At 47.9% G+C, this 25,252-nt stretch carries 18 protein-coding genes; 2 read left to right on the forward strand and 16 right to left on the reverse strand.

What is annotated here, in order from left to right; translation table 11 throughout:
• Window positions 1–29 precede the first annotated feature (29 nt).
• The 15 genes from SPB21_RS06845 to SPB21_RS06915 all read right to left on the reverse strand — a co-directional run bounded on the left by SPB21_RS06845 (window position 30) and on the right by SPB21_RS06915 (window position 20,056).
• A complete protein-coding gene (locus SPB21_RS06845) occupies window positions 30–653 on the reverse strand; it encodes an RraA family protein (protein WP_499059083.1) in 624 nt (207 codons plus the stop codon).
• Window positions 654–750: 97 nt separating this feature from the next.
• Window positions 751–3,357, reverse strand: coding sequence for a CHAT domain-containing protein (locus SPB21_RS06850; RefSeq protein WP_499059081.1), 2,607 nt, complete (start codon window positions 3,355–3,357; stop codon window positions 751–753).
• Window positions 3,358–3,382: 25 nt separating this feature from the next.
• The gene (locus tag SPB21_RS06855; protein WP_499059079.1) at window positions 3,383–6,004 is read right to left on the reverse strand and encodes a two-partner secretion domain-containing protein; all 2,622 of its coding nucleotides are present in this window, start codon (window positions 6,002–6,004) and stop codon (window positions 3,383–3,385) included.
• Window positions 6,005–6,152: 148 nt separating this feature from the next.
• Window positions 6,153–7,151, reverse strand: a complete 999-nt coding sequence (gene cysK, locus SPB21_RS06860) for a cysteine synthase A (protein WP_499059078.1) — start codon at window positions 7,149–7,151, stop codon at window positions 6,153–6,155.
• Between the two features lie 58 nt (window positions 7,152–7,209).
• Window positions 7,210–7,725, reverse strand: a complete 516-nt coding sequence (locus tag SPB21_RS06865; RefSeq protein ID WP_499059077.1) for a phenolic acid decarboxylase — start codon at window positions 7,723–7,725, stop codon at window positions 7,210–7,212.
• 39 nt (window positions 7,726–7,764) lie between these two features.
• Window positions 7,765–9,468 (reverse strand): HAL/PAL/TAL family ammonia-lyase, encoded by a 1,704-nt coding sequence (locus SPB21_RS06870; protein ID WP_499866060.1) that lies wholly within the window; start codon window positions 9,466–9,468, stop codon window positions 7,765–7,767.
• A gap of 87 nt (window positions 9,469–9,555) precedes the next feature.
• Window positions 9,556–10,191 carry a peroxiredoxin gene (locus SPB21_RS06875; protein WP_163666625.1) on the reverse strand — a complete coding sequence of 212 codons (636 nt, stop codon included), beginning with the start codon at window positions 10,189–10,191 and terminating at the stop codon, window positions 9,556–9,558.
• A gap of 327 nt (window positions 10,192–10,518) precedes the next feature.
• Complete coding sequence (locus SPB21_RS06880; protein ID WP_499866061.1) at window positions 10,519–11,697, reverse strand: acyl-CoA dehydrogenase family protein; 1,179 nt, start codon at window positions 11,695–11,697, stop codon at window positions 10,519–10,521.
• A 319-nt stretch (window positions 11,698–12,016) separates the two neighbouring features.
• On the reverse strand, window positions 12,017–12,364 hold the full coding sequence (locus SPB21_RS06885; RefSeq protein ID WP_499866062.1) for a peptidoglycan-binding domain-containing protein: 348 nt from the start codon (window positions 12,362–12,364) through the stop codon (window positions 12,017–12,019).
• A 438-nt stretch (window positions 12,365–12,802) separates the two neighbouring features.
• Window positions 12,803–13,540, reverse strand: coding sequence for a DUF928 domain-containing protein (locus SPB21_RS06890; protein WP_499866063.1), 738 nt, complete (start codon window positions 13,538–13,540; stop codon window positions 12,803–12,805).
• A gap of 80 nt (window positions 13,541–13,620) precedes the next feature.
• Window positions 13,621–16,041: a CHASE2 domain-containing protein gene (locus SPB21_RS06895; RefSeq protein WP_499866064.1), complete on the reverse strand. Its 2,421-nt coding sequence runs from the start codon at window positions 16,039–16,041 to the stop codon at window positions 13,621–13,623.
• 179 nt (window positions 16,042–16,220) lie between these two features.
• Complete coding sequence (locus SPB21_RS06900) at window positions 16,221–17,180, reverse strand: DUF1822 family protein (RefSeq protein WP_499059065.1); 960 nt, start codon at window positions 17,178–17,180, stop codon at window positions 16,221–16,223.
• Window positions 17,181–17,253: 73 nt separating this feature from the next.
• On the reverse strand, window positions 17,254–17,910 hold the full coding sequence (locus tag SPB21_RS06905; protein WP_163666613.1) for a sigma-70 RNA polymerase sigma factor region 4 domain-containing protein: 657 nt from the start codon (window positions 17,908–17,910) through the stop codon (window positions 17,254–17,256).
• 303 nt (window positions 17,911–18,213) lie between these two features.
• Window positions 18,214–18,570: a response regulator transcription factor gene (locus tag SPB21_RS06910; protein ID WP_499866065.1), complete on the reverse strand. Its 357-nt coding sequence runs from the start codon at window positions 18,568–18,570 to the stop codon at window positions 18,214–18,216.
• 1,141 nt (window positions 18,571–19,711) lie between these two features.
• Window positions 19,712–20,056, reverse strand: coding sequence for a DUF1622 domain-containing protein (locus SPB21_RS06915; protein WP_163701389.1), 345 nt, complete (start codon window positions 20,054–20,056; stop codon window positions 19,712–19,714).
• Window positions 20,057–20,126: 70 nt separating this feature from the next.
• Here SPB21_RS06915 and glgX point away from each other — a divergent pair, with 70 nt between their 5' ends.
• Window positions 20,127–22,217, forward strand: a complete 2,091-nt coding sequence (glgX, locus tag SPB21_RS06920) for a glycogen debranching protein GlgX (protein WP_499059062.1) — start codon at window positions 20,127–20,129, stop codon at window positions 22,215–22,217.
• A gap of 93 nt (window positions 22,218–22,310) precedes the next feature.
• Window positions 22,311–23,804 (forward strand): hypothetical protein, encoded by a 1,494-nt coding sequence (locus tag SPB21_RS06925; RefSeq protein WP_499866066.1) that lies wholly within the window; start codon window positions 22,311–22,313, stop codon window positions 23,802–23,804.
• Window positions 23,805–23,850: 46 nt separating this feature from the next.
• Here the strand turns inward: SPB21_RS06925 and SPB21_RS06930 are convergent, their stop codons facing one another.
• On the reverse strand, window positions 23,851–25,029 hold the full coding sequence (locus SPB21_RS06930) for a transaldolase (RefSeq protein ID WP_499866067.1): 1,179 nt from the start codon (window positions 25,027–25,029) through the stop codon (window positions 23,851–23,853).
• Between the last annotated feature and the right edge of the window lie 223 nt (window positions 25,030–25,252).

Raw genomic sequence — 25,252 nt, forward strand, 5'->3', positions numbered from 1 at the left:
GTTGAGCTGTGTTCTTTAGTCACGTACAATCACCCCTTAAATCCGATCTCTTGCAAGATTCTCTCAACCTTAGCGCGGTGATTTTTCTCCCATTCTTCTAAAGATTGGGTTGCATCTTTCTCTGCCCGTCGCTTAGCCATATCCCAGATAGTCTCTTGTTGTTTAGCTGGGATAACTGCAATTCCTTCTTCATCAGCAACAACAATATCTCCTGTATCGACCTGTACACCACCGCAAATGATTGTGCTTTGTAAGGAGCCTGACCCTTGTTTTTTACCTGGGATTGGCATTGCCCCGCGAGCAAACACCGGAAACCGTAGCTCACGGACTTCTGCCACATCACGAATCACACCATCAATAACAAAACCAACGATACCTCTTTTTTGAGCTGTGGCACAAACATTACCACCGGATATAGCATAGTCTATGTCTCCGGCTTTTACGACAATTATGGAACCTGGTTCTGCTCGATAGATGGCTGCATGGAGCATCAGGTTATCGCCTGGAGCACAGCTGACAGTATACGCTGGCCCGGCAATTCGGGGGATATGGGGCCACATTTCCCTGATTCCCATATCCATAAACTGTTCACGTCCTAGAAGGGCATCAGCATAGGTTGTTGGAGACAGTTCACTGAATTTTGAAGGGGCCATGGGTTAGATCTGGATAACGATAACTATGTGCTAGGTTTCTAACACATAGTCGTCACAGTCGACGACCTTGAGGGCATTGAGCCTAAGGTATGGAATGTCACAACCAACTACCAATGAGCAGGTAATTGGCCCAAATATAGGGGGTTGTGTATCCGTAGTCGTGAATTAAGGACAACTGTGCCTGACGTACGGCATTAGCAATTGACATTCCTGGTTGAGTCAATAATTCGTAGAAACGGATCATGAATTGGGTGTTGGGTGTATCTTGGGCAATCCATAGGGTTGATAGGACGCTACGGGTGCCTGTTCTAGCCGCTAGGCCAGCCAATCCTAGGACTGCTCGTTTATCCCCCTGGGCGGTTTCACAGGCACTCAGCACAACAAGTTCAAGGGGGTGGACACCGCCTCGACTGCCTAGCCAAATCAGATTGTTTAGGTCTTGGGCTGAAATCTGTTCTTCGTAGGCGACGACATAGGTTTCATCTGGATCAGAGCTAAAAACACCGTGGGTTTTCCAATGGATGGCGGAAAAATTACCTGTTTCTAACTGCTGCTGCAGATTTTGATGGGTAAAAGATTCATTGAGCAACACATTGCTGCTATCTACATATTGGGAAATACCGTCTAGCTCTTCTCTCACCTTAGCAATGGCAGGAAACTGGGTTTGTTTAATTTCCTGAGATAGCTCCACACCCCCCATGAGAACCCGCAGTGATGGATTGACAGTCTCGGGTGTGAATACCTGGAGTCGGGGTGCGATCGCAATCGCATATCCCTTTTCAATCACATACTGTTCGCCATCGTAGAGCACCGCCATGGGAATATTTCGTAAGGGCCCATCCAACACAAATACAAGGGTTTGGATGGACGCCTGGCTCAGGTCCGTTGCCAAGGGCCGAATCAGCCAGTCATAGACGGTCTGGGCATCGGTCAATACTTCAGGTGTTTTACTGGGATTTGCTAAGTTTGCCTGTAAAGCTAGCAGGGTGGTGTCCGCTGTTTCTTTAGCAATCAGTGTCTCCCGGTACAGAGTTTTGCCAGGTAACTGGGCAATCATGGCGATGCGATCGATCAAAATGATTGGATACAGAATGGCAGTCTGGTCATCCTGCACTTGATCCACAGTTCTAGCATCAAGGGTGCAGCCCAGATAGTTTTCCAACTCCGCCAGCTGTAGCTGATCAACCGTCTGGATCGCCTCCTCTAAGGGCTGCGTCTGTTCGTCATGGTCTGAGAGCAACAGCTCAATATATTCACGATAAACGGGCTCCACATGATCGCGAAAGGAGAACTGCACATTTGTATTGACGCTCAGCAAGTTGTTACGAACCTGCTGCAAGCTTCTGATAGCCGATTTATAGCCCTGAATTGCCCCTTGGCGATCGGTTTGCTGTTGTCGTAATCTGCCCAGTTGCCACTCCCAACGGTAGCGAATTTCAGGGGCATCTACGGTTTCTAATGTGAGCAATGCTTGCTGTGTTAGATGCTGGGCATCGGCCCATTGCTCCATGTGTTCATACAGCGTTCCCAACTGCCCCAAGGCATAGGCTTCTGCCCGTTGATCCTTCAGGATACGAGCCTGCTGAATAGCTTTGGATAACAGCTTGGCAATTTCTTTTGGCTGTAGAGTTGTATGAATAACCGAGCTAGAACTCTCTGTGAGAGATGATTGTACTTTCATCAAGCTCTCAGCCAGGTGAATATGGGCATGGATTGCAGAGCGGCTAGCAGGTAATTGCTTCATAGCCTGCTGCACCTGGGGTAATAGCTGTATTGCCTGGGCTATTTGGTTACGCTCAACCCATAATCGGAACAGGTTTAACTGAGCCAATGGAGAGTTATTGGTGTCTATGGCTTGTTGATAGGCTGCTTGGGCAGATTGACTATGTTGCTCTGCCTCTGCCTGACGCCCAATGGTTCCATCGCGATGGGCCAGCAACCATTCTGTATTCCCCAACTCTAAAAAGAGATTACTTGTCTGACTGGGCTGGGTGTTTAATGAGATTCCCTCTTGCAGTAAGCTGAGAGCCGTGTCTAAGTCACCAATTTGTCGCAGCACACTACTTAAGTTGTATAGCCCTGCCGCTTTTAGATCATTGTTGGGCTGTTGCTGAATGCCTTGATAAACAGTTTCTAACAACGTTTTGGCCTGGTGGTTGAGGCCCAGGTATTGCAATACGCGAGCCTGATTGATTTGTGCGATCGCGACCCCTGCTTCATCTCCCGCTTGTCCATAGGTTTGGGCTGCTGATCGCCAATGGGCTAAAGCAACATCGGCATCTCCTTGCAGCCACCGTAGTTTGCCTTGGGTATTAAGAACCTTGGCATAAATCACAGCCTGAGATGCTGAGATTGTCCGTAAATCAACCGGATCAATTAGGCTCAGGCTATCCTGTAAGCTTTGACTAGCCTCATCTAACAGACCCAAATGCTGCTGAGCCAGAGAGAGATAGCTGAGGATAAGGGCCTGTCCCCAAGGATCGGTTTTGAAGGATAGGTTTGCTTGCTGCCACTGTTGAATTGCTTGGGCATAGTGTTCAGCCTCATAATAGGCTAACCCTTTTTTTAGTAATTCTTGAGGAGACGCAGCTGCTAACGAGACATTTGTACGTCCCAGAGCAACATCCATAGCTGTTGGCATAACAGCTGGTGTCACCAAAGTAATCGCAAGGCTTATTAAGCCAATCAATAAACACCATCTCATGTCGTTTTCCCGAGCTTTATGCTTGTTACTTTTGTCTCCAACAGTTGCTATGGGATAGTCCAGGCGGTGACGTAGTTAAGATAACATCACCCGTATCGTTCACAAACCAACTCTCTGCTTCTGTAATCGCAGTAGACTCGGTCCAAGGATAGGGGAATCGTAAATCGTCCAATACCTCAGCATCACTCAGAACATTGCTTCCTAAAGGCGTAATCCCACCTCGACCCGATGTGTAAAACTCTCCTTGGGCGGCGATTGCTGTGGGATCGCAACCCTGGGCAATTAGCTGAGAAGAATCTAACAAACCAGCTGGCAATGAGGTGACTCCCTGCTCAGGTTCAACACTAAGATTGTTGATCTCAATCGTACCACTAATGCCAAATTCGGAGCTTGCTGTAATATCACTCAACGGTGTCCGTCTCGGACGAGGCCTGATGCCAAAAATATTTTGCGCCGTGATATCGACATTTCCTCCCCGCCCTTGAAATGCATTTGCCGTGATGTCGCTGTTTTCTTCAGAGATCGCAATAATAAAGCCTTCTGGGGCATTAATAGAGATGTTGCCGCCATCACCGATTCCGTCTTCTATCCCTGCATTGGTAGACATCAAACTGCCATTCCGTAAGAGCAGAAAATCTTCAATCTGTAAATTAATATTTCCCCCTGTATTGCCGTTAGTTGCTGCAGAGATTTCGCTACCATCTTTCAGAATTGCCGTATTAGCCGTGACTTGAATATCACCCCCCTCGCCCTCGCCCCGACTATCAACGCTAATAGTGCCACCGTCTAGAATTTGCAGAGAATCAGTGATTACTCTGATACTGCCTCCTTCTCCTCTACCGGTATCATTGACAGCGCTAAAGATCCCGCTGGGAGCTCCACCCGCAGATTCACCCTGAATCATCAGGTCATTGGTTTGAACAGTAATCCGACCAGCATCACCAATGCCGGCGGTACTGGCTCGAACAATGGCCCCATCCATGATGGTCAAGGTATCGCTGATCAGAGTGATATCTCCACCTTGACCTTCCGCAGGAGGGGCATTTGGAAACAGGGTTGAACGCTGCACATCGGCCAGAATACCTCCAACTCGCTCATTATCTCCTGGAAAGTCTTTTATAAAGGTGTCCGAGCCATCCAATACGATATCTTGCGCGTCAATGGTAAGCGTTCCAGCGTCGCCAAATCCTGCAGTTGCTACTGAAATATTAGCTCCATTACGAATAGCTACCGTTTCTGCAATAATGGTGAGATTGCCACCGCGCCCCCTGGCTCCAACTTGCAGAGTACTGCCAATAGCACTAGGGAAACCTAGCTCATTCACTCCATCCACAATGACAGCATCACTAACCTGAATATTAATGTCCCCGGCAATGCCGTCACCCACAACAGTGGCACTGTTTGACGCACCATCATTGATGATTAGAGAACCGTTCCTAACAGTAATATCGACACCTCCTGACTCTCCTACTCCTCCTTGGCGAACGACACTATTAAAACCACTGGGTAAAGGAACGCCGTTGCTATCTCTGCCTACACCAGAAACCAAAATCAAGTTTTGGATATCCAATGTGATTTTGCCAGTATTGCCTGCACTAAAGGATGTTGCAACAAGTTGTCCACCATTGATGAGGTGCAGTTCTTGACCCATAATGGTGATATTGCCACCATTACCCGTAGCACCCTGCAAAATCTCGTTGAATAGCTTTCCTTGATCAAGTGTGACCCTGCCGGTAGCATCAATGACAATATCCCCCGCCTGACTGTCTGAGGTACCCGAGAAGAAATCGATGCCAGCCAATAGTCCTGTTCTAACTCCTATCAGGCTGACATCATGACCAGATACAACAATGTCACCGCCATTGTCAGCAGTCACATCAACCCTAGCATCGTTATTCATCGACACATTGCCGCGATCCACTTGACTTGGAAACGTCAGACGAATTTCCTCGTTATCTATGGCTAGTCCAAGGGTTCCAAGACCTGCTAAACCTCCTAGCTCAACCCGTCCCCCTACAGCTGATAATTGTCCCTCTGTGAGAGCAATGTCACCGCCAGCTAAAATAAGGCTTTGAGATGGGTCAACTGCAACAGTCGCAGCACTTGTAATCGGTTGTGGGGTGTCGGTCCAATACGCTAACCCCACTGGCATACTGACGGTTAATAAAGGAAAGTCTCCAGGGTTTGTTGCACTAAAGATTCGCTGATCATCAAATTCAATCGCGTCAGCCGTTGTTGCTAAAAAGGAGCCGCCGATCTCCAGCTGTGCACTGGGTCCCAGAATAATGCCATTGGGATTGAGTAGAAAAAGATTGGCAGTACCGTTGGCTCGAATCAAACCATCAATATTAGAAATAGACTCTCCCGTAACCCTGCCCAAAATAGTCTCTATTTGTAAACCATTATTAAAAATAGCTTGTCCGCCAGTTGGCACAGAAAACTCGCGGAAACTGTGAAATAAATTAGTTCCCCTAACGGTGCCGCCATTAATCGTACAGACATTACAATTTTCGGGTACGTTAGAGGGGATCGGCAATGTAGTATCGGGGGTAACTTGGGCAAGGGTTTGAGGCCCAAACTGCCCCACCAGCAATGGCACAATCGCCACACCACCAACAAGAACCTTTATTATTAAACGATGCATCATGCAAACGCTTACCCCCATCCATTTCATAGTGCACTCAGCGTTGTAACAAAGAGTACAAAAGACAGATTCCAGCTCGAATATTTCTACCCACACAATACACTAAGGACTTAAAGTCCGTAAATTAACAGTATGTGCTTATAGATAAATGTTACGGGCAAGATACGGCTACTGGATTAGTCTTTAATGACACCGGCAATCTTTTTTCAACATGATTAAGGTCTATAAACAAATCGGTGCGTAGATATCTTTCACCAAAACTGGACTGAAGAATAACAATTAACTTGCCAGCATTTTCAGGGCGCTTAGCGACTTGGATTGCTGCTGAGAGCACGGCACCTGTGGCAATGCCCGAGAGTAAACCTTCTTCATGGGCAAGGCGACGACCATATGCGATCGCATCTTCATCTGACACCGTCATCACCTCATCGATCAGGTCGGTGCGCAAGATTGTGGGAATAAAGCCAGCCCCCAGCCCTTGAATTTTGTGGAGACCGGGTTTTCCACCCGATAGCACTGGACTGCGCTCAGGTTCAACGGCGATGGCCTGGAAGCAGGGTTTGCGAGCTTTCATCACTTCGGCGATACCCGAAATCGTCCCCCCTGTTCCTACACCAGCCACGAGGATGTCAACCTGCCCTTCCGTATCTCGCCAAATCTCTTCAGCGGTGGTTGCCCGATGAATCCTGGGGTTAGCAAAATTTTGAAATTGATTTAATAAAAATGCATCTGGCAAGGTTTTCACCAGCACCTGGGCCTGGGCAATGGCCCCCCTCATACCCTCTTCTCTAGGGGTGAGTATAATTTCTGCACCATAGGCCTGCACTAGGGTGAGCCGATCTAGACTCATGGTTTCTGGCATGGTCAGCATCAGTCGATAACCCTTGGCCGCCGCTACCATGGCTAGGGCAATGCCGGTGTTGCCTGCGGTGGGTTCCACCAAAACAGTTTTTCCGGGTTGAATCTGATCTGCGGCTTCCGCCGCCTGAATCATACTCAAGCCTACTCGATCCTTAACAGAACTGGCTGGGTTCATGCCCTCTAACTTCATCACAATCTGGCCCAGACAGTTTTCTGTCTGGGGAATGGTGTTGAGTTTTACCAGGGGTGTATTCCCAATCAGTTGAGTAATATCTTTTGCAATTCTCATGATCAAAAATCTCTGGTAGGGCGCACTAATGCGCCCCTATACTGATTAACTGTCACGGTCAAGCCACACTTTTAACCTGTGGAAAACTGGCTGGCAGCTCACCGGGCGGACAGTTGATCACATCGTCACGATCGGGACCACAGTCTTCTAAAAAGAAAATCTTGGCAAACTCACAAATAATCATTTTGGGATAGGTGGGTCCCTGCTTACGATAGTGATACATGCGTTCAAGGTGTTCATTTTGATAACAAACGGTCTTTTGGGGATCCTGTTCTATCCATTGGGGTAAGAAAATAGCACCGTGTAATTCTTTTTGGGCGAGATTAATGGTGACGCAAACAATGGTGCCCGTGGGTTCATCCCAGGAGATTTTAAAGGTGTGCTCGGCAATTTTGACAATATCTGCCTGCTGGTCGGTTACCCAGCGACCGGCCACAATGCCGCTATGGATGCGATAAGCAAAGGTGTTTTTATTTTTGACATAAATCTCATACTGCCAGCCATTGTCGTAGGTATAGACCAGATGTTTGCCCACAAGTTCATGGGGCTGATGCATAGATTGATGCAACGTCATGGGTGACCTCCATCGGTATGGTTATAAATTAAAAGAGAGCTAATTTAAACTAGAGATTGTTGGGCCAATGGCAGCTACAATGTGCCCCTCAGCGGCGATGTCAGCGGCAATCAGGGCAATATGTTCATCTAAGGCCTGTTCGTCGTCATTCCAGATGTAAGGATGATCGGCGGAGAGAGATTTTCCAACAACTGTGTGGATAGCTGAATACAGGTGTTGCGATGCAGGGGATAGGTGTTGGGATGCATCATAATGACCCGCAAGCTGATGGGTTCGTAAATCCGCGGCTTGCACTCCAAAAATGAGTGCGATCGCAATATACTGTTGAAAAATCTCAATGGACTGACAGGTCAAATAGGCTGAGCCAAACCCCTGACTATTGAGATTTTGGTTAAATTGTTCAGCATGGGTGGGAAACCGATCAGCCAGAGAATTTCCATAGAAAGTCAACAGGGGCATCATGGAATTTCCAGTGATTTGCAGCCCCTTTAACCCCATATTCACGGGTCGTTGCGGATTGCCCACTAAAGATGCCGGTAGACCATTATTAAATTCTGGCATGGCCAGCATGGCAATTTGTACATCTAAATGCTTAGCCAGCAAACCCAGGTAATAGCGCAGGCTATCCATGGCCGTGCCAATGTATTGGCCCAGAAAATTACCGCCGTGATAGCTTGCTTGCTGGGCCACATCAATTAAAGGATTATCCGTAGCAGAATTAATCTCGGTTTCAATCTGTTCCGTAATCCGTTGAATGCCATCTACAATCGGGCCGGTGTACTGGGGCAAACACCGTAACGAATACCGATCCTGAATCGGTTGTTCCCCACGGTAGTCATGCACACCATCAAGCTCATTCAGAATAAGATCGGATCCTGACAGCAGATCAAGCATGTGCTGAGCAGCCCATAGCTGCCCGGTGTGGGGCTTATGGCGATGGATAAAGGGATGAAATGACTGATTGGTCCCTTGTAACCCTTGAATTGCCAGGGCATGCATGCCCATGGATAGGGCCAACAGAATTTTGGCATCATAGGCACAGTTGGCGGCGATGCCCGTCATCATGGCCGTCCCATTCATCATGGCCAATCCCTCTTTGGGCTGCAGATCTAATGGGGGTAGGCCCAATCGTTTAAGGGCTTCAGGCGCTGGCATCGTTTCTCCCTGGAAGTCAACCCTATACTGTTCACTTAACCCGACGAGAGAACCCGCCACATAGGCCAGGGGAGTCAAATCACCGCTAGCCCCAATGGAGCCAAACTCTCTGACATGGGGGGTGACATTGGTATTGAGGAATGTTTCAATGCGCTTGATCAACTCTAAGCGAATGCCAGAGGCTCCATAGAGATGGGAGTTTGCCCTCAGCAACATACCAGCACGCACGTGGGTCTTGGGTAGATTCTGCCCAGCCCCAACCTTATGAAATCTCATCAGATTGTTTTGTAGATCTTGGGCTTGCTTAGGGGAAATGACCACATTGGCCATGCCACCAAAACCGCTGGTGACCCCATAGACCGGTTGTCCAGAACTAACGGCCTGGGCGATATATTCAGCCGAGCCATGTACTCCCTGTAAAACCTGCTCATTATGGCTAATTTGAACTTTGGTATGGTGACGAGCGACCTGTATAACCTGGCGAATGGTCAAAGGTCGTTCGCCGATCACAATTGCTTGCCGGTTAGAGTTGAGCGTTGAACATTCATTAGGATGAGCATGGGGGGGAGCTGTTGGTGTTAGTGTCATAATTAGAGGCCAATATAAAAAATGTGGATAATCGGCCCAACGCTGTTTAAGGGGTTTCTCAACAGTATTGGACCGGTGTTCTAGGGACTATTTGTTGGGTTGGGGCGTCATGCGCAGATAGGGCTTAATCTCAGTAACGCCTTTGGGAAACGTCTGCTTGGCAGCCTCGGTAGAGATTGCAGGAGACACAACCACATCCTCACCACTCTCCCAATCCACAGGTGTGGCAACACTGTAGTTATCAGTGAGTTGTAAGGAGTCAAGCACCCGCAGAATTTCGTTGAAATTGCGACCAGTGCTAGGAGGATATGTCAGAGTCAGTCTCAGGGTTTTGTTGGGATCAATGATAAACACAGTCCGTACGGTCACTTTGGCATTAGCCTTAGGGTGGATCATGCCATAGAGATCGGAAACGCTTTTATCCTCATCGGCAATGATGGGATAGTTAATGGTTGTGTTTTGGGTTTCATTGATGTCGCTAATCCAGCCCTGGTGAGAGGCAACCCCATCAACGCTGAGGGCAATCACCTTGGCCCCACGTTGGGCAAAGTCAGGCTTGAGTGTGGCCACTCGGCCCAATTCCGTTGTGCAAACTGGGGTGTAGTCCGCTGGGTGAGAGAATAAGATTACCCAGTTGTTGCCTGCCCAGTCGTAGAAGTTGATTTCACCTTCGGTGGTTTGTTGGGTGAAGTTCGGTACGGTATCGCCAAGTTGTAAAGACATAATAGTAGGCTCCTTAAATGATTTAGAAAGTTGTTGGAAGATAATATGGTTGGCATTTTCAGAAACGGTTAAAAGCTTCTGCTGCTAAGGAGGTGGTCTGGCTAAGATATGAGGCATCTATATATAATGGGTGTGCGGGTAAGTAACCTACTGTTTTGAGAGGCTTAGCGATATCTGGTTCCCGTTACCAAGGGGAACCGTCAGGGAGGGGTTTGGATAACTGGCGCAAACGATCGAGACCCCTCCGCCTACGGCACCTCCCCTTGGTAACGGGAGGACTCTTGTAGACACTATTGCTTGACTGGGATTTTATTTATGTGCAATTGTCTAACCCCAGCGGGGTTGTTCATCTAAGTTGATGCCCAAGCCAATTTTGGCAACAATTTCGTGGGTGAGAGCCGAATTGGCTGGGTGGAACCGTCCAGCTCGGGCATCTCGAAAGAGGCGTTCGAGCTCGCTCTTTTTGAACATGCCAAAGCCGCCGGAGAGGTCAAGGGCTCGATCCACAATCTGCCAGGAACTTTCGACGGCATGATATTTGGCGGAGACTAATTTCTCCGGCCACTGGCCTCCATGATCTACGCCATTGGACCAATCTTCAGCAATTTTTTCGATGTGGGGGCCAATGGTGTCTAATTCTAGAATCATATCGGCAATACCATGTTGAATCTCGGCATGGTGAGACATGGGATGTTGTAGAGCAATAGACGTTTTCTTCTTGGCGGCTTCCAGTGTGAGGTCTAAGGCGCGCTGTGCGATCGCATAGTACACATTGGCAAAACCCATCAAGGCCCAGGCAAAAACGCACAGCACAAAATAGTCAGCACCACCAAAACCAGCTGGCACCACCCTAGAGACATAATTATCTGGAATAAACACATCCTCTAGAATAGTGTCATCGCTGCGGGTGGCCCTCATCCCCAACACATCCCAGGTCTGTTTGATGTGGTAGCCAGCAGTGTCACGATGCATAAAAGCATGAACAATTTTGGGATGATCAGGATCGCTGGCATCCATGCCATGAATGCCCAGCCAATCCCAAATCGGTGTCAGACTGCCAAAGGATTTCCGTCCCTGGAATCGGTAGCCACCCTTAACGTGAGTAGCTGTTGTTGTGGAGTAGAGCAGCGGAATATCATTGCCACTTTCCGCATGCCCGGCGGCAAAGACATCACCCTGCGCCGCTCGCTCTAAAATCCAATCGGTTGAATGGTCACCAGACCGATACAAATCAGCCGCTAACCCAACCCAATAGTGGTGCATATTCAAACAGACCGCTGTAGCAGGGGCATGGTAAGCAAGACGGCGGGTTTCCTTAGCCATTTCAGCCAGGGTTAACCCTTTGCCACCAAACTCGGGAGGGACTGTCAGCAACAAATAACCTGCGGCTTTTAACTCATCAAAATCTTCTTGACAAAATCGGTTCTCACGATCGTAGGTGGCAGCTCGTTCAGCGCAGCGATTTAGCAGTTCATCATTTAATCGAGGAACAGTTAATGTTGACATGATTAATTCTCCTATTTTCAATTTTTGATTTATTTTTGCCACTTGTTAAACCGTGGCATACTCAAAGGCATCACCTTAAGCAAGCATAGCCAAGCAACCTGAACCTAAGTAATACAGTGCTTTCAAGGTTCAGAGAAGCAATTTACGATTGCTAATTTAAGAGATGGGCTGATCTAGACCCTTATTATTTGATGATGTCTGATAGCTAAAGCCATCTGGAGGAGCAGCAATACCAAATTTTTGGGATTATGAGATTTTGGCAAACTTACTTTGCCAGCAGTGCTAGTTTGTCTGCATAGGTGGAGACAGTGTGGCAAACTTACTTTGCCAGTAGTGTTAGTTTGTCTGCATAGGTGGAGACAATATATCTAACTCTGTAGAAAAACTGTTTTAAGGCCTCAGGAAAAAGCTGAATGTCAGTTTCCTGACTCCAAAAGGTGAGGGCATACCAGGTTTTAGTGCCCATAAAACCTGTTTCAATGACGCCATATTGATCTTGAAAAGCAATTAAAGCTTGCTGAGTTTGGTCGTCAAATTGACCTGTTAATCTGCCGTTATATAAACCCAGTTCGTGCAGCTTCCCTTGCAGTTGAATCACCATGGGTCCCTGGTCACCTACATACAGCGTTTCAAGCGGCAGGTCAATGTTCTTACCACCTGCTTTCATAGGTTAGAAACTCCTTCAGTCTCCTGTAATAACAATCTTGTGGGTGATAACGTCATTGCCCAATAAAGCACAGGGCAAAGCAAAATTATACATAGGGCCATCGTTGTAAAAAGCCAAAGCCCCTGAGTTTGTTCAAGCGACATTGTAAATTTCTCCAGAAGCGAATGTGCGGTTAAACTAGTGTGTATTTGGACGCTAGCGCACTGTATTTCAAATGCAGATTGCTTTTGTGTTGTCCATAGGGGTCTCAAAAAATGAGAAGGGGAAATCTGCAAATATCTAAACTGTTTACATAAGTTTATGGAGAAGCTGCGATGTCTTTGGGCGGGCACACGATAACGCCCCTATAGAATTGTTTGATTAATTGCATGCCATATCCCAGGGCGTGCACAAGGCAACGCCCCTACAGGGTTATGCATTTTGGTTCGGGATTTTGTATCAGTTTTCTAAGGTGATGACTGGACCTGAAAAGGGTGCGGTAGAGAGTTCTGTAGCATCGATAGACTGCAATAGCATATTCCAGTTTTCTTGGATTTGTGGGTCTTGGGGAGACTCTTGTAACTGCTCAGCCACTCTCGCTAGGGTGTCGTACCAAATGTTCGGGGCATCTACCTGAATTTGTTGGTCTCGCTCAGGGGTGCTGGCAACTCGTTGCACCGAACCTGTAATTGTTAAGTCGGGTTGGTCATTAATATTGTCGTGGCAATATAGCTGAAAATACCAACGATAGGGCTGATCTTCTGCTAAGGCATACTCCGGTAGTGAGGGAACCGTCACGCTGACAATTCCGGGAGACTCAGGTAAGGTAAAACGAACATGGTAATGACGCTGCTGTTCTCCGGGCCATAGGAGTAAGGAAAATTCTCCATATCGTACTTGGTCTGCTGCAAACGGATTAAAAAATAAAAACGTGGGCTGGGAAGCTGTGGTCAAAACAGGATTTTCAACAGGAATAAGCGCCCGTAGATCCTCATTAAATGCATGACATGAGGATGCCAGTGGATTTAAGCCACCCCCTGGTGTTGTGCGATTGGGGGGTAGGGGGGTAGAGGGCGGTTCCGGAGGTCGCTGGCTAACGGTTGTCTGATTGATTGATTGAGCTGGGGCTGCTGTTATGGGAAAGTTCCAACTCCCTATTAACAGGCTAGATACGATAACGAGTTTCCAAACAGTCATCTTAAATTCCGGGGGCAACAGAACAGATATAGGCGTATTTCAATTAAATTGCCAGAATCATCTATGGGTTGAAATTCTGATCAGCGATGTTTTTTTGATAGTTCCATCATGAAGGCTACACAGCAGATGGCCAAAAGTACGGAAAAAATGGCAGACATAAAGGGGAGCCATAAACCCTGGGTAATCGCTGTCACGGACACTCGTTCTAAGCCCCAGTATAGAGAGATGAGGCCAAAGGTCAATCCTAGGGGGATGATGAGTTTGAACGATAATGGGGGTCGGTTATATAACCAGCTGGTAAATAGGCTGCCAAGGAGGGACCATCCTAAAATCCAAAGACCATCTAAGCAGGGTAGATTTTGCCAATGGGGTAGTTTACCGATCAGCGGTCGTTGGTCTAGAGCGGCACTAAGCAGCTGACTGACCATGTGGCTGTGGACCCAAACACCGGGCATTTCTCCATAGGGAGTATTAACGTTATCCTTGGCGACCGCAGCGGTATAGCCGACTAATACTAGGCGATCGCGCACCATATCTGGGTTCAGCTGTCCTGTTAATACTGAATCGAGGGAGACTGCTTGCCCTGGTTGAGCCGCCCTGTAGTTCAGCATGAGTTGGCTACTGAGACCGTCCAGGTTTTGATAAGCGGCAAACCGACGGGACAGGGGGCGAAGAGTAATGGCACCAAATTGCCAGTGGTTATTCTCGTTAGTTTTTAGTGGTGTAACACCTGCTTGGGATAGGTACCGGTAGGCGAGCTGAAAACTCAAACTATAGGGTGTAGCACAACTGGGGCGGGTGGAAACTAAGGCTGGCGAATAGGAAATCAGATGGCGGCGAACCACATTATTGACTTGTTGCAATGTCAGGGCAGTGGCTACTGCGTTGGGTTGGCCCTGGGAGATTTGTAAAGGAGAGTCCAACAGAAAATCACTAAACCCCACCTGGGAAATCTGCTGCTCGTCTGAGAACTCAGGGGGTGAACCATAATCCTGTCCAGGCATATCGTAGGCGCAGACAGTGAATAGATTAGAATGCTGGCGAAACTGATCGATCAATGCCTGTCGGCCTGTTCCCCTGGGGCGAAATCGATGCATATCAAATGCGATCGCAACTGGCTCAAATTCCTGTAGTACATCCACCGTTTGGGCTAGTACCGCATCTGAGAGGGGATACCCCCCTAATTCATCCAAATCTGTCTCGTTGACCTCCACCAATAAAATGCGAGAATCAATGGTTTCAGCGGGTCGCGATCGCAACAAATGATCGTACGCTGCCAGCTCATAGGGTTGCAACCAACCCAAATGCTGCACAATCAAGACCATGATTGTCACCACCAAACTAAGCCAAACCGGTTGCAACCAGTTAAATCGGTGGGATGCAGTGGGTGCCGCCGGTAGGGCAGCGGGTTTACCCTGCAGCGTATGCCAGTCAGGGGGAGGGGTGAGAAAGTTTTGATAGATGACCGGCAACCAACTGGCACAGGGATACTGATGCTCCAGCCCCTGTAGTCGTTCCCTTGCCTGGCGCGCCGACAAATACAGCGATTCTCCATGGGCAAAGGCTTCTAAAAAGTATTTGAGAAACGCCTCTGCCACCTGATCGATCACAGGTTCTCGCATGACGATCATTTGGGGAATCGATAGCTGCTGCAACGCCTGCACCAGCCCCAATCCATCACAGGAATTAAAAATTGCTAGCTGCAAGCCTTGATCAATGGCTTTGCGCAAGCCATAGCGTAGCTCCGACAGGGTAAGGCTATCGGTGGGGTTAATAAAAATCCGTCCCTGGTCCCGATAGGTCTCGCTATGGCCAGCAAAGAATAAAATATCCCAGGGCGTTTCCCACAGACGATCGTTTAACTGTTGGCGATCAGGCTCCACTAAAAATGAGACGTCTGCCTGGGGTAGTCCAGCCAGTAAACGCTGATCGGCTTCTATATTAATACCGTGGCTATGGCCCAAAATAGCCAAGATTCTGACCGGATGAGATACGGTTGACTTAACAGAAGGACGTACGGCCTCATATTCGGGGGTGCTCAGGGCCATTTCCGCATAGGGATAGCGATCAAAGAAATCCCATTCATGCCAGGGCAGTTTCTGAACATCAACATTCTGAGTGCGAATCAACAATCGAATGGTGTCATCCCGGCTCAGTTCTTCTCGCAAACGCCGATCAATGGGTTGAAAAGACTCAGAATTTAACCAAGTTTGAAAACATTTACACAGTACCTGGGCTGACTGTTGACAATCCACCAGACGCTGATTGATAAATCCTTTGTGAATAATCTTGTGGCCTTTGATCCGTAGCGGCATACCCAAGGGGCGATAGGCATCCTGCCAGTGGCGATGCAGGTGGGCCAACATCCCTGGATTGGGGGGTAAAAATCCTTTTACTTTTAAGGCATGCGGTTCATTTTCAGCCTGAATTTCCAGGGTTGTCCGAAACCCTGAGGTAGCCAAATCTCCCTCTAACTCTAGAACTACCCACCGTCCAGCCATAGTCTTTTTGGCACCACTGACCTCTAATATAATGGGTCAGTCAAATTCAACCGTGATTGTGCCACGTACATATAAGATTCTTGCCGTTGCTGATGTAGGGGATAAATCGATCTGGTAGTATCGCTCTAAATCAGTATCTTTCAGATTACATCCTGCCGAGACTCAGCAATGGCAGATTTTTAAATAGCAAATTGCTCGGTCAGTATTGACTGATCAAGACTAATTTGGACGGCAAAATTTTCACCCGGTTCAGCACTAAATTGAAACTCTAACCCTTCACTTTGGCGACCTTCTGCTTGCAAAACCGGTGTTTTGGCCTGATCCATCACCATCAAATGTAGAGATGGCGGTAAATGGGCCTGTTGCCCTGCTGGATAAAGCTCCACGGTAATGTCAAAGGCAACACTATCATCAGCCGGGGCAATACCCACCAAAAATAAGACCTGAGTGCCTGGCGTAAAGGTTAAAAATTTACCTCGTTTAACACCTTTGGCCACTTGCTCCATTAATTCTTGATGCGCCAACGAATTTCTAAAACTATAGGCGGGCATCTGGGTTTGCCAGTCAGCAAAAATCTGTTCGAGACTGGCCCAGCCCTCATCGACTACATTGTCTAACCACTGTAGCAATGCGGATGGCTGCTCCTTTGGAGCTGTCTGCTTCACTACATTGTGAGCCAGGTAAGCGGGGAACTGATCCATGGGCTGTAGTTGCTGGATTGTTACCGGTGTCTCTGACAGTTGAGTCAGAAATCCCAGCAGTGTAGCCTCCGTTAACTCACTATCCAGCTGAACAAAGACATAGCCCACGCGATCTGTCCACACATCTTCCGAGATAGTCCAGGCAGTTTGTTCGGGTAACACTGGGCAACACTCTAAACGACCGACCCCAGTTACCCACAAATCTGCAGCATTACTGAGCACCTGTAATGTAGGATTCCAGCTGATACTTTGTTCCAGGTCAGTCTCTATGGCAAGACAGGTCAGATAAAATCTCACGGTTTGTAAACTCAGGGTGTTGAGATAAACCTGTTTTGCCTTTTGAGGATCGCTGTGATGCTGATAAAATTGCTGGGCTATGTGGTGAAAACGGTCAGTCAGCGGCATCCTAAATTTTGTTGGCTGGCAGTGAGTGGTCATTGTTCTAGGGTTGAGTAGGGGTGATCGCACAGTGGTTGAAAGAAACGGTGAGTGGGGGAGTGGGGGAGTGGGGCTAGTTGGCGTGGGTGGTTAAGTACTCTTTAAATTTGGGGGCAAATTTGGTTAGACAACGTAAGTAGAAGGAGCTGAGGGTGACGACTTTAACCCCTAATTCATCGGAGATTTCTTTCCAGGAATAGCCACCTAAAAATCTGAGGGCGAGATGCTGAAAGTTGGCTGCGGGTTTGTTGCGGATATGGGTTTCCTTAAACAAACCATCGCGATCGTCACGAATGCACTGGATCACTTCTTCAGATAGGGATGGGTTGGATTGCGATCTCAACTCCAGCGACTCCTGTTTATCCAAAGCATCCAAAGTAATGCGCTTGACTTGAGAACGATCCATTCCTTTAGGGGCAACCGGCATAAAATCACGACTCGCCTCAATAAAGAATCGCTTTCTCATCAGAAAATTGGCCCATTGCAGCACTTCTAACTCTGGGTTATAACGGCTAATATCCTCACATAGATAGAGAAACAATTGCTGTTGCGCCTCCGCATAAATATCCTCATACAGGCCATAAAACTGACCTGAATAGGGACGCACTAACTTTTTTGAGCGATATATAGTATCGACCAAACGAGCCAATGCACACTGCCGTTCGGGGGTTTGGGGAGGATGCTGCTGCGCCTCTATAGCCAATTGTTTAAGCTGTTGATCTAAATCCATGCGTCCTATAAGCCCAGAGGATTAGGGAGTAAGACCGACCAAACAAAGCCCTCAGGCCAATGTATCGCCTAGCCTACCTAAAGGCATCTCAAAAATAAAGGTGCTAAATTTTATCGATTTCGAATTATGTTACGAATATTTACATTCGTGCATCCAGGGTGCCCAGATCTGTAGAGAGCGATCGTACCTTTCAGGTGTTCACAATACCTCAAGTTCTTATTGGGTTTGAGGGGTTGAGATCACGCCTTCTATAAGATGGGGTCGTTCATGAATCTGGATATCAGATGCTCCTCATTCGCCACACTACCGTGTGTGAGAACGAACACAAGTCAATAGACTGTTAAACCGGAAAGGCTTGGCAATGAATGCTTGAGCCCCTAAGGAGAGAATTTCTTCTCGAACTTCGTCATTGTCAAGAGCTGTCACAACAATCACAGGAATCTGCACTGCTTGCGCACGGATTTCCTTTAAAACTTCCCTGCCATTTATTTCAGGTAGTCCTAAATCTAGCAATATAAGGTCGAATTTTCCTGATAAAGCTGAAGGTAGAGCTTGATTTCCATCTGATGCTATCTGGGTTTGATAACCTGCTTTTTTCAATCCTTTTGATATAAAGGCTGCGATTCGGGGGTCATCTTCAACAATTAGAATAGTTGCCACAGTACAAACTTTAATTCAGGCCGTCAACCCTGAAGGTTAAAGGCTTTTTTGGTAAAAAGATGTAGGTATAGACTCAGAATTTGCGGAAAAGTGCCAATTATTCGTTTAATAGGACATCTTAGCTGCTGAATGCAACCACTTATAGCACTGCACGTCCGTTCACTCCCTAACCAAGGCTGACGCTGTCCCTTTTCCACAGCCCTGTGGGATACTTGGGGATAAACTGTATAAAATACAATACTTGATCAACATGCATTAAATAACCCCCGATGTACTGAGCACTGGGGGCTGCTTTGTTATAGGAATTTGAATAGGCAGTATGCCTGCCATCTATGGCTACAGTACCTAGGGCTAACTTCCTGACACTTACCGACCCAGCCGATGGACACAGGTTTGCCATGGACGGATCTTAGCAACGCAGGGCGGAAAATATTGAGGCAAGTGGCATAGCCAAAGATAGGCAGTATGCCTGCCATCTATGGCTACAGTACCTAGGGCTAACTTCCTGACACTTACCGACCCAGCCGATGGACACAGGTTTGCCATGGACGGATCTTAGCAACGCAGGGCGGAAAATATTGAGGCAAGTGGCATAGCCAAAGAGAGCCATAGAGCTCATGTTTGTCGTTGAGGACAGATGCCAGGCATGTGCCATATCACAGCATATTGGGCAATGGATCACACAATCCCATCAGACCTGAACAAACCTGAACATTTACCTGAATAAACCTGAACTTTTCGGTATGTTCGCTGCCCTTGAGATTCGCCATAGTAGGGACATCGGCCCGCTAATGTACGCCATTGAACTATTAGCGGGTTTTCCTATGTGTAACATTGGCATTGTCATGCACCCGTCACGTAGGACAACAAGGGAGTAACGTTAGTGGCGACTGCTATGTATTCAATTCATTAAACTTCCAATTTATAAGCTTGAGCTTGAGCCTGCTCTAAACCCTTAGGGTTGGCAGGGGCTCCAGTGGGGATATATCGCTGCTTCAAGTTTTGAGCTAACCACTAGCTAAGTTTTGAGCTAAATGCAGAGCTATTGCCTATGATTCAGCCGAAAAAAGCAACGTGATTAGCGCGGCAGCAAAAACATTCAAAATGCCATCAGCACTAGCTTTGTTGATATATATAAGCTTTAGCCTTTGATCTTGACCTCAGCTTCAATCTCTTTGCTAAGAAAGAAATTTAGGAATGTACGAATCACCGCAATCACGGCTAGCTGGCCCAGGGCCTCAAAGGAGGGAGCAATTGTTGTACCCAGGATATCGGCTCCCAGCTGAAATTCTAACCCCAGGGCTAGCCAGGACCCCAAAGTCAGTCGAATATCGATAAACGGTGGAGTATACAATCGTTTGGGTTGAACGAGCACCAGTCTGAGGCAGGCAATTAGCCCTAGTAAAATGCACAATACTGAAATAGCTTCAAAACCCAATTGAAGTACCCTAACAATTGCGGCCAGTCCAACTTCCAACAGTTCCATAAATTACCCATGATTCTTCTGACGTTTTCCATACCGTACCGCACGCTGCTGATTTAGGTCTGTCATCACCATGGAACTTTATTTCTCACCAGGGCAGAGTTACCCTTTAGGCGCAACGGTTCAACCTGACGGTGTGAACTTTAGTCTTTTCTCCAAAAGTGCTCGCTCTGTAGAGTTGTTGCTATTTGATCATGCCAACGACCCACAGCCAGCCCATATCATTTGCCTTGACCCACAACACAATCGAACCTTTTTCTACTGGCATATTTTTGTAGCAAATATCGGTGCTGGGCAAATCTATGCTTACCGAGTCCATGGGCCGTTTGAGCCACAGCGAGGATTGCGCTTTGACGGTCGTAAGGTTTTGCTTGATCCCTATGCCCTAGCCTTGGTGGGTGAAGAGAGGTATAACCGTTCTGCTGCCATTGGCCCTGGAGATAATTGCGCCCATGCCCTTAAGGGAGTGGTGGCCGATCTGACCACCTACGATTGGGAAAATGACGTCCACCCTTGCACCCCCTACTCTGCCACTGTTATTTATGAACTCCATGTGGGAGGCTTTACCCGCAATCCAAATTCCGGAGTCGCTCCCGAAAAGCGTGGCACCTACGCTGGCCTGATGGAAAAAATACCCTACCTCAAGTCCTTAGGTATCACAGCGGTGGAACTGTTACCTATTCATTACTTTGATGCTGAGGATGCTAAACCGGGGCTCACCAACTACTGGGGATACAGCACCCTTGGTTTTTTTGCCCCTCACCGTAGCTACAGTTCTCGTCGCGATCCGCTAGGGCCATTGGATGAGTTTCGCGATATGGTCAAAGCGCTGCACCGAGAAGGCATTGAGGTGATTTTAGATGTTGTCTTTAACCATACGGCGGAGGGGAATCATACAGGACCCACCTTATCATTTCGAGGGTTGGAAAATTCTGTTTACTACATGTTAGAAGAGTCTCCTGAGTATTATCGTAATTACAGTGGTTGCGGTAATACGTTTAAAGGTAATCATCCCATTAGTGGCAGATTGATTTTAGATTGTTTACGCTACTGGGTTGCCGAAATGCATGTGGATGGCTTTCGCTTTGATCTAGCCTCCATATTGACGCGGGATCATATTGGACAACCCCCCGCGGGTGACATCTCATCTACCAATATTTTATGGGTGATTGAATCTGATCCGGCTTTAGCGGGGACAAAGCTGATTGCTGAAGCCTGGGATGCGGCTGGACTTTACCATGTTGGCGAATTTGTAGGCCTGGCAGACTGGTTTGCAGAATGGAATGGGCCATTTCGAGATGATATTCGCCGGTTTGTTAAAAGCGATAATGCAACCGTCAAGCTGTTGGCCGATCGCATTTTAGCCAGTCCCGATATTTACAGCAGACAGGGGATTGATATTAATCGCAGTGTGAATTTTGTCACCTGTCATGATGGATTCACCCTGAATGATTTGGTGTCTTATAACCATAAGCATAATGAAGCCAACGGTGAGAATAACCAGGACGGTGCTAACGATAACCATAGTTGGAACTGTGGTGAGGAAGGACCCACGCAAAACCCACATATAGAGGCATTGCGGATACGGCAGATTAAAAACTTGTTTACCCTCTTGTTACTGTCCCAAGGGACTCCAATGGTGTTAATGGGCGACGAAGTGCGCCGCAGCCAGCTGGGTAACAACAACGCTTACTGTCAGGACAATGGTCTCAGCTGGTTTGATTGGGATGCCGTGGAAAAAGAAGCGGCTTTACTGCGATTTGTCACAGGGCTGATTGACTTTATCCAAACCACTGAGATTTTTAAGCAGGAACAATTGTTAGAGGTGACCTACGGTAGTCAGTCTCCCCACATTGTTTGGCATGGTGTGCGTTTAGGTCAGCCTGATTGGGGTGACAATTCCCACAGTTTGGCGTTTACGCTACGCCACCCCCAGCACGATGAACATCTATATGTGGCGTTCAATGCCTATTGGCAGCCCCTGAGTTTTGAGCTACCGCCCTTAGACAATAACGATTATTGGCACCGCATTATCGATACAGCACTGCCGTCTCCAGAAGATTTTTGTCCCCTGGATGCTGCCCCTATGGTGAAGGATAAAACCTATCGAGTCGAGGCCAGATCTACCATCGTTTTAAGGGTAAAAAATAACGTTGCCATGTAGGGGGGGACTGCGGTACACCCTCCAAGATGTAGGGCAATTCCCTGATTTTATATCCCTGGATTACAGTAATGGATAAGTCGTTAGTCACAACCCATGCAAGAAATCTGGTGGATTTTAATGTTTCGGCTGAGGGCGCAGCTGGCCTTAATCCAGCTGGCTGCGGTTGAACCCTATGGCAGCATTGCCTATGAGTATGAAAAGAATTCATACCCGCTGGCCATGGCCGATGTGCTGTGGGGACAACAATCATCAGGTCTAGCCTTTTTGCAGCAAATTGACGAGCAGGCTACGGAAACCCAGGGTATCGACCTGCTTTCAGGGTTTACCCTCAAAGGTCAGATGCGCAAGTATTTTTACTTTGGTGACCAGCTGGACCCGGCCTATCGACAGCGCATGTGGGATGCCATGTATGAGTTCACCCTGACTGATCCGCTGACGCGCACAGCTGACCCACCGCGAAAATTTTGGTCCCGTTCTAAGGATGACTGCAAAACACCGGTTGATTGTCGCAACACTGACAATTTAAGGGCCATGAGAGAAACCTCGGTGTACCTGATGGCGGAGGAAACCGGCAATGACGCCACCCGGTTGATTTATAAACAACACCTGGACCGCTACGTTTCTACACTGCTGGATATTGGCATGGGGGAATGGGACAGTCCGGTTTACCACGGGTATACCACGGCGGCCTATCTCAACCTGTATGACTTTGCTAAGGACCCTGAGGTTAAACAGCTGGCTAACGATGCCCTAGACTGGCTCTATCGTTCAGCGGCCATTAAGTACTGGCGCGGTAGCTGGAATGGGCCATCTAAACGCACCTATGGTGACAGTGCTGCCCGATTTTTCTGGCTGTATTTTGGCCATGGTCCCGTGCCCGATGAGCTTGAGCGGGACTGGATCTATGGGCTGACCAGTGATTACTTGCCGCCGGATGATGTGGTTGCGATCGCACAGCGTCGATTCTTCAAACCCATTGAACTACAGCGCACCCACCCCCACTACGAAAACTGGAAGCCAGAACTTTATGGCCCTGCCTTCTACGAAACCATCTACATCGGCCACAGCTACCAGCTAGGCAGTTTAGCCAGGGGCACCGGCGGCGATTGGAATGGCTTTAGCTTACGGGTGGCTAAGGGCAGCAGCAAGACTGACGAATTTACCGTTAACACCAACCGCCCCCATAGCATTGCCCAATATGAAAACCTGCTGATCTGGCATGGCGCAGAAGCTCCCGAACTGACATTCCCAAATGCCCGTGTTGAAACAGTAGACGGCATCACCTTCCTGGCCTGCGACCAAACCTGGATAGCCGTGCACCATTTTGAGCGAGGCTTTGCCCTGGAGGTGGGTGAAGCCCAAACCCATGGCAGTTTTGCCGCGTTTAAGGAAGCTGTTGCCAATCAATCTCAGCTGAGTGTAGAAGCCGAGCGGGTGGACTATCGGGATAGTACTGGTAAGCGGGTGGCCATAGTCCCCCAGGTGAATGGTTTACCTGAGGTTTGGCGCGATGGCCAACCCTACGACTGGCAAACCCATAACCGCGAGCTATCCTTTCAACTGCCGTTTCCCAGCGGTCAAAACTAAACAACCCCGCTAATTTTTTTAATGGACAGACGTTCCATGGAACGTCTTACACCTTCGCCAACCTAAATGCAGCCCCTAACCCAGAGCCCATCTCTTCAGGCGTAATTTTGCCATCATGATCCAGATCAAGGGCATCAAAGACAGCATCCGCACCCATCCATTCTTCACGGGTAATAAAGCCATCACCGTCCAGATCATAGGCACGAAAAATGTCTTCGGCAGCGTGGCTAACCACCTCGTTCCCCTCAAGCTGAGATAGACGTTCTGCCAATAAGGATTCCAATGACTCCAGGGCTTTAGTAAACCCTTGAATACCTTCGGCTAGTTTTTCTGAAGCCATGCGGTTGGCCCCATGCATTTTTTCGAACGTTTCTTGATCAACTGAGATTTTCTGGATTGTCAGATCTTGGGCCAGTTCAGGGGAAAGTTTACGAGGTAACTGGGCCGTAACAGCATCCAATTGCGCCAAAAGCTTGGGTGAAATAGTCAGCAGATCGCACCCTGCTAGCTCCGTTAGCTCATCCGTATTACGGAAGCTAGCCCCCATCACCTCAGTGGTGTAACCAAACTTTTTATAGTAGTTATAAATTTCAGCGACTGACAAAACACCTGGGTCCTCGGCGGGTTCGTAAGATTCTTTACCGGTCTCTTTTTTATACCAGTCGAGAATGCGACCAACAAAGGGAGAGATGAGTGTCACACCCGCCTCAGCACAGGCAATGGCCTGATGTAAACCAAATAGCAAGGTCAGATTGCAATGGATGCCCTCCTTTTCTAAAATCTCAGCGGCTTTAATGCCCTCCCAGGTAGAGGCAATTTTAATCAAAATTCTCTCACGGGAAATGCCGACACTCTCATATTGGGAAATCAGATCGCGCGCCGTAGCAATTGTCCCCTCAGTATCGTAGGACAATCGAGCATCGACTTCAGTGGACACCCGACCTGGAATAATTTCCAAAATTTTGCGGCCAAAGGCAACCGCCAGACGCTTGAAGGCTAAATTGACAATTTCCTGAGTATTCGCATCAGGACCTGCATCCGCTTTTGCAGTTTGTAATGTTTCGTCAACAATGCCTTGATATTGGGGCATCTGTGCCGCCGCCGTAATCAGGGATGGATTGGTTGTGGCATCTCGCGGTTTAAACTGCTCAATTGCCTGAATATCGCCAGTATCGGCGACTACAACGGTTATTTCACGCAATTGTTCCAGGAGAGTTTGTGCCATAGTTTGCTCCATTTTGTTGGCTGACCATGTCCTTATTGTAATCACCCTCATCCAAAGTGATTGGAGATCTAAAGGCCGCCTATGGAATTAGGCAGATGTCTGCAAACCATGAGCCATAAATATTAAATTTTAATGATTGTTCTCTAAGAGTTTCAACAGCACTAATCGTCTTTGAAGAGATTAAAATCTATGCTGATGATGATAATCCAAGAGTAAGCTTTAT

The sequence above is a fragment of the Leptothoe sp. ISB3NOV94-8A genome, assembly GCF_043421595.1.
Classification (GTDB): Bacteria; Cyanobacteriota; Cyanobacteriia; order Phormidesmidales; family Phormidesmidaceae; genus Leptothoe; species Leptothoe turfae.

Excerpts from the sequence above, each read along its gene's own strand:
- glgX (WP_499059062.1), top strand. The coding sequence starts at position 20,127 with ATGGAACTTTATTTCTCACCAGGGCAGAGTTACCCTTTAGGCGCAACG.
- SPB21_RS06875 (WP_163666625.1), bottom strand. The coding sequence starts at position 10,191 with ATGTCTTTACAACTTGGCGATACCGTACCGAACTTCACCCAACAAACC.
- SPB21_RS06895 (WP_499866064.1), bottom strand. The coding sequence starts at position 16,041 with ATGGCTGGACGGTGGGTAGTTCTAGAGTTAGAGGGAGATTTGGCTACC.
- SPB21_RS06880 (WP_499866061.1), bottom strand. The coding sequence starts at position 11,697 with ATGTCAACATTAACTGTTCCTCGATTAAATGATGAACTGCTAAATCGC.
- SPB21_RS06870 (WP_499866060.1), bottom strand. The coding sequence starts at position 9,468 with ATGACACTAACACCAACAGCTCCCCCCCATGCTCATCCTAATGAATGT.
- SPB21_RS06930 (WP_499866067.1), bottom strand. The coding sequence starts at position 25,029 with ATGGCACAAACTCTCCTGGAACAATTGCGTGAAATAACCGTTGTAGTC.
- SPB21_RS06905 (WP_163666613.1), bottom strand. The coding sequence starts at position 17,910 with ATGGATTTAGATCAACAGCTTAAACAATTGGCTATAGAGGCGCAGCAG.
- SPB21_RS06855 (WP_499059079.1), bottom strand. The coding sequence starts at position 6,004 with ATGATGCATCGTTTAATAATAAAGGTTCTTGTTGGTGGTGTGGCGATT.
- SPB21_RS06890 (WP_499866063.1), bottom strand. The coding sequence starts at position 13,540 with ATGACTGTTTGGAAACTCGTTATCGTATCTAGCCTGTTAATAGGGAGT.
- SPB21_RS06925 (WP_499866066.1), top strand. The coding sequence starts at position 22,311 with ATGCAAGAAATCTGGTGGATTTTAATGTTTCGGCTGAGGGCGCAGCTG.
- SPB21_RS06845 (WP_499059083.1), bottom strand. The coding sequence starts at position 653 with ATGGCCCCTTCAAAATTCAGTGAACTGTCTCCAACAACCTATGCTGAT.
- cysK (WP_499059078.1), bottom strand. The coding sequence starts at position 7,151 with ATGAGAATTGCAAAAGATATTACTCAACTGATTGGGAATACACCCCTG.
- SPB21_RS06885 (WP_499866062.1), bottom strand. The coding sequence starts at position 12,364 with ATGAAAGCAGGTGGTAAGAACATTGACCTGCCGCTTGAAACGCTGTAT.
- SPB21_RS06915 (WP_163701389.1), bottom strand. The coding sequence starts at position 20,056 with ATGGAACTGTTGGAAGTTGGACTGGCCGCAATTGTTAGGGTACTTCAA.
- SPB21_RS06865 (WP_499059077.1), bottom strand. The coding sequence starts at position 7,725 with ATGACGTTGCATCAATCTATGCATCAGCCCCATGAACTTGTGGGCAAA.
- SPB21_RS06850 (WP_499059081.1), bottom strand. The coding sequence starts at position 3,357 with ATGAGATGGTGTTTATTGATTGGCTTAATAAGCCTTGCGATTACTTTG.
- SPB21_RS06900 (WP_499059065.1), bottom strand. The coding sequence starts at position 17,180 with ATGACCACTCACTGCCAGCCAACAAAATTTAGGATGCCGCTGACTGAC.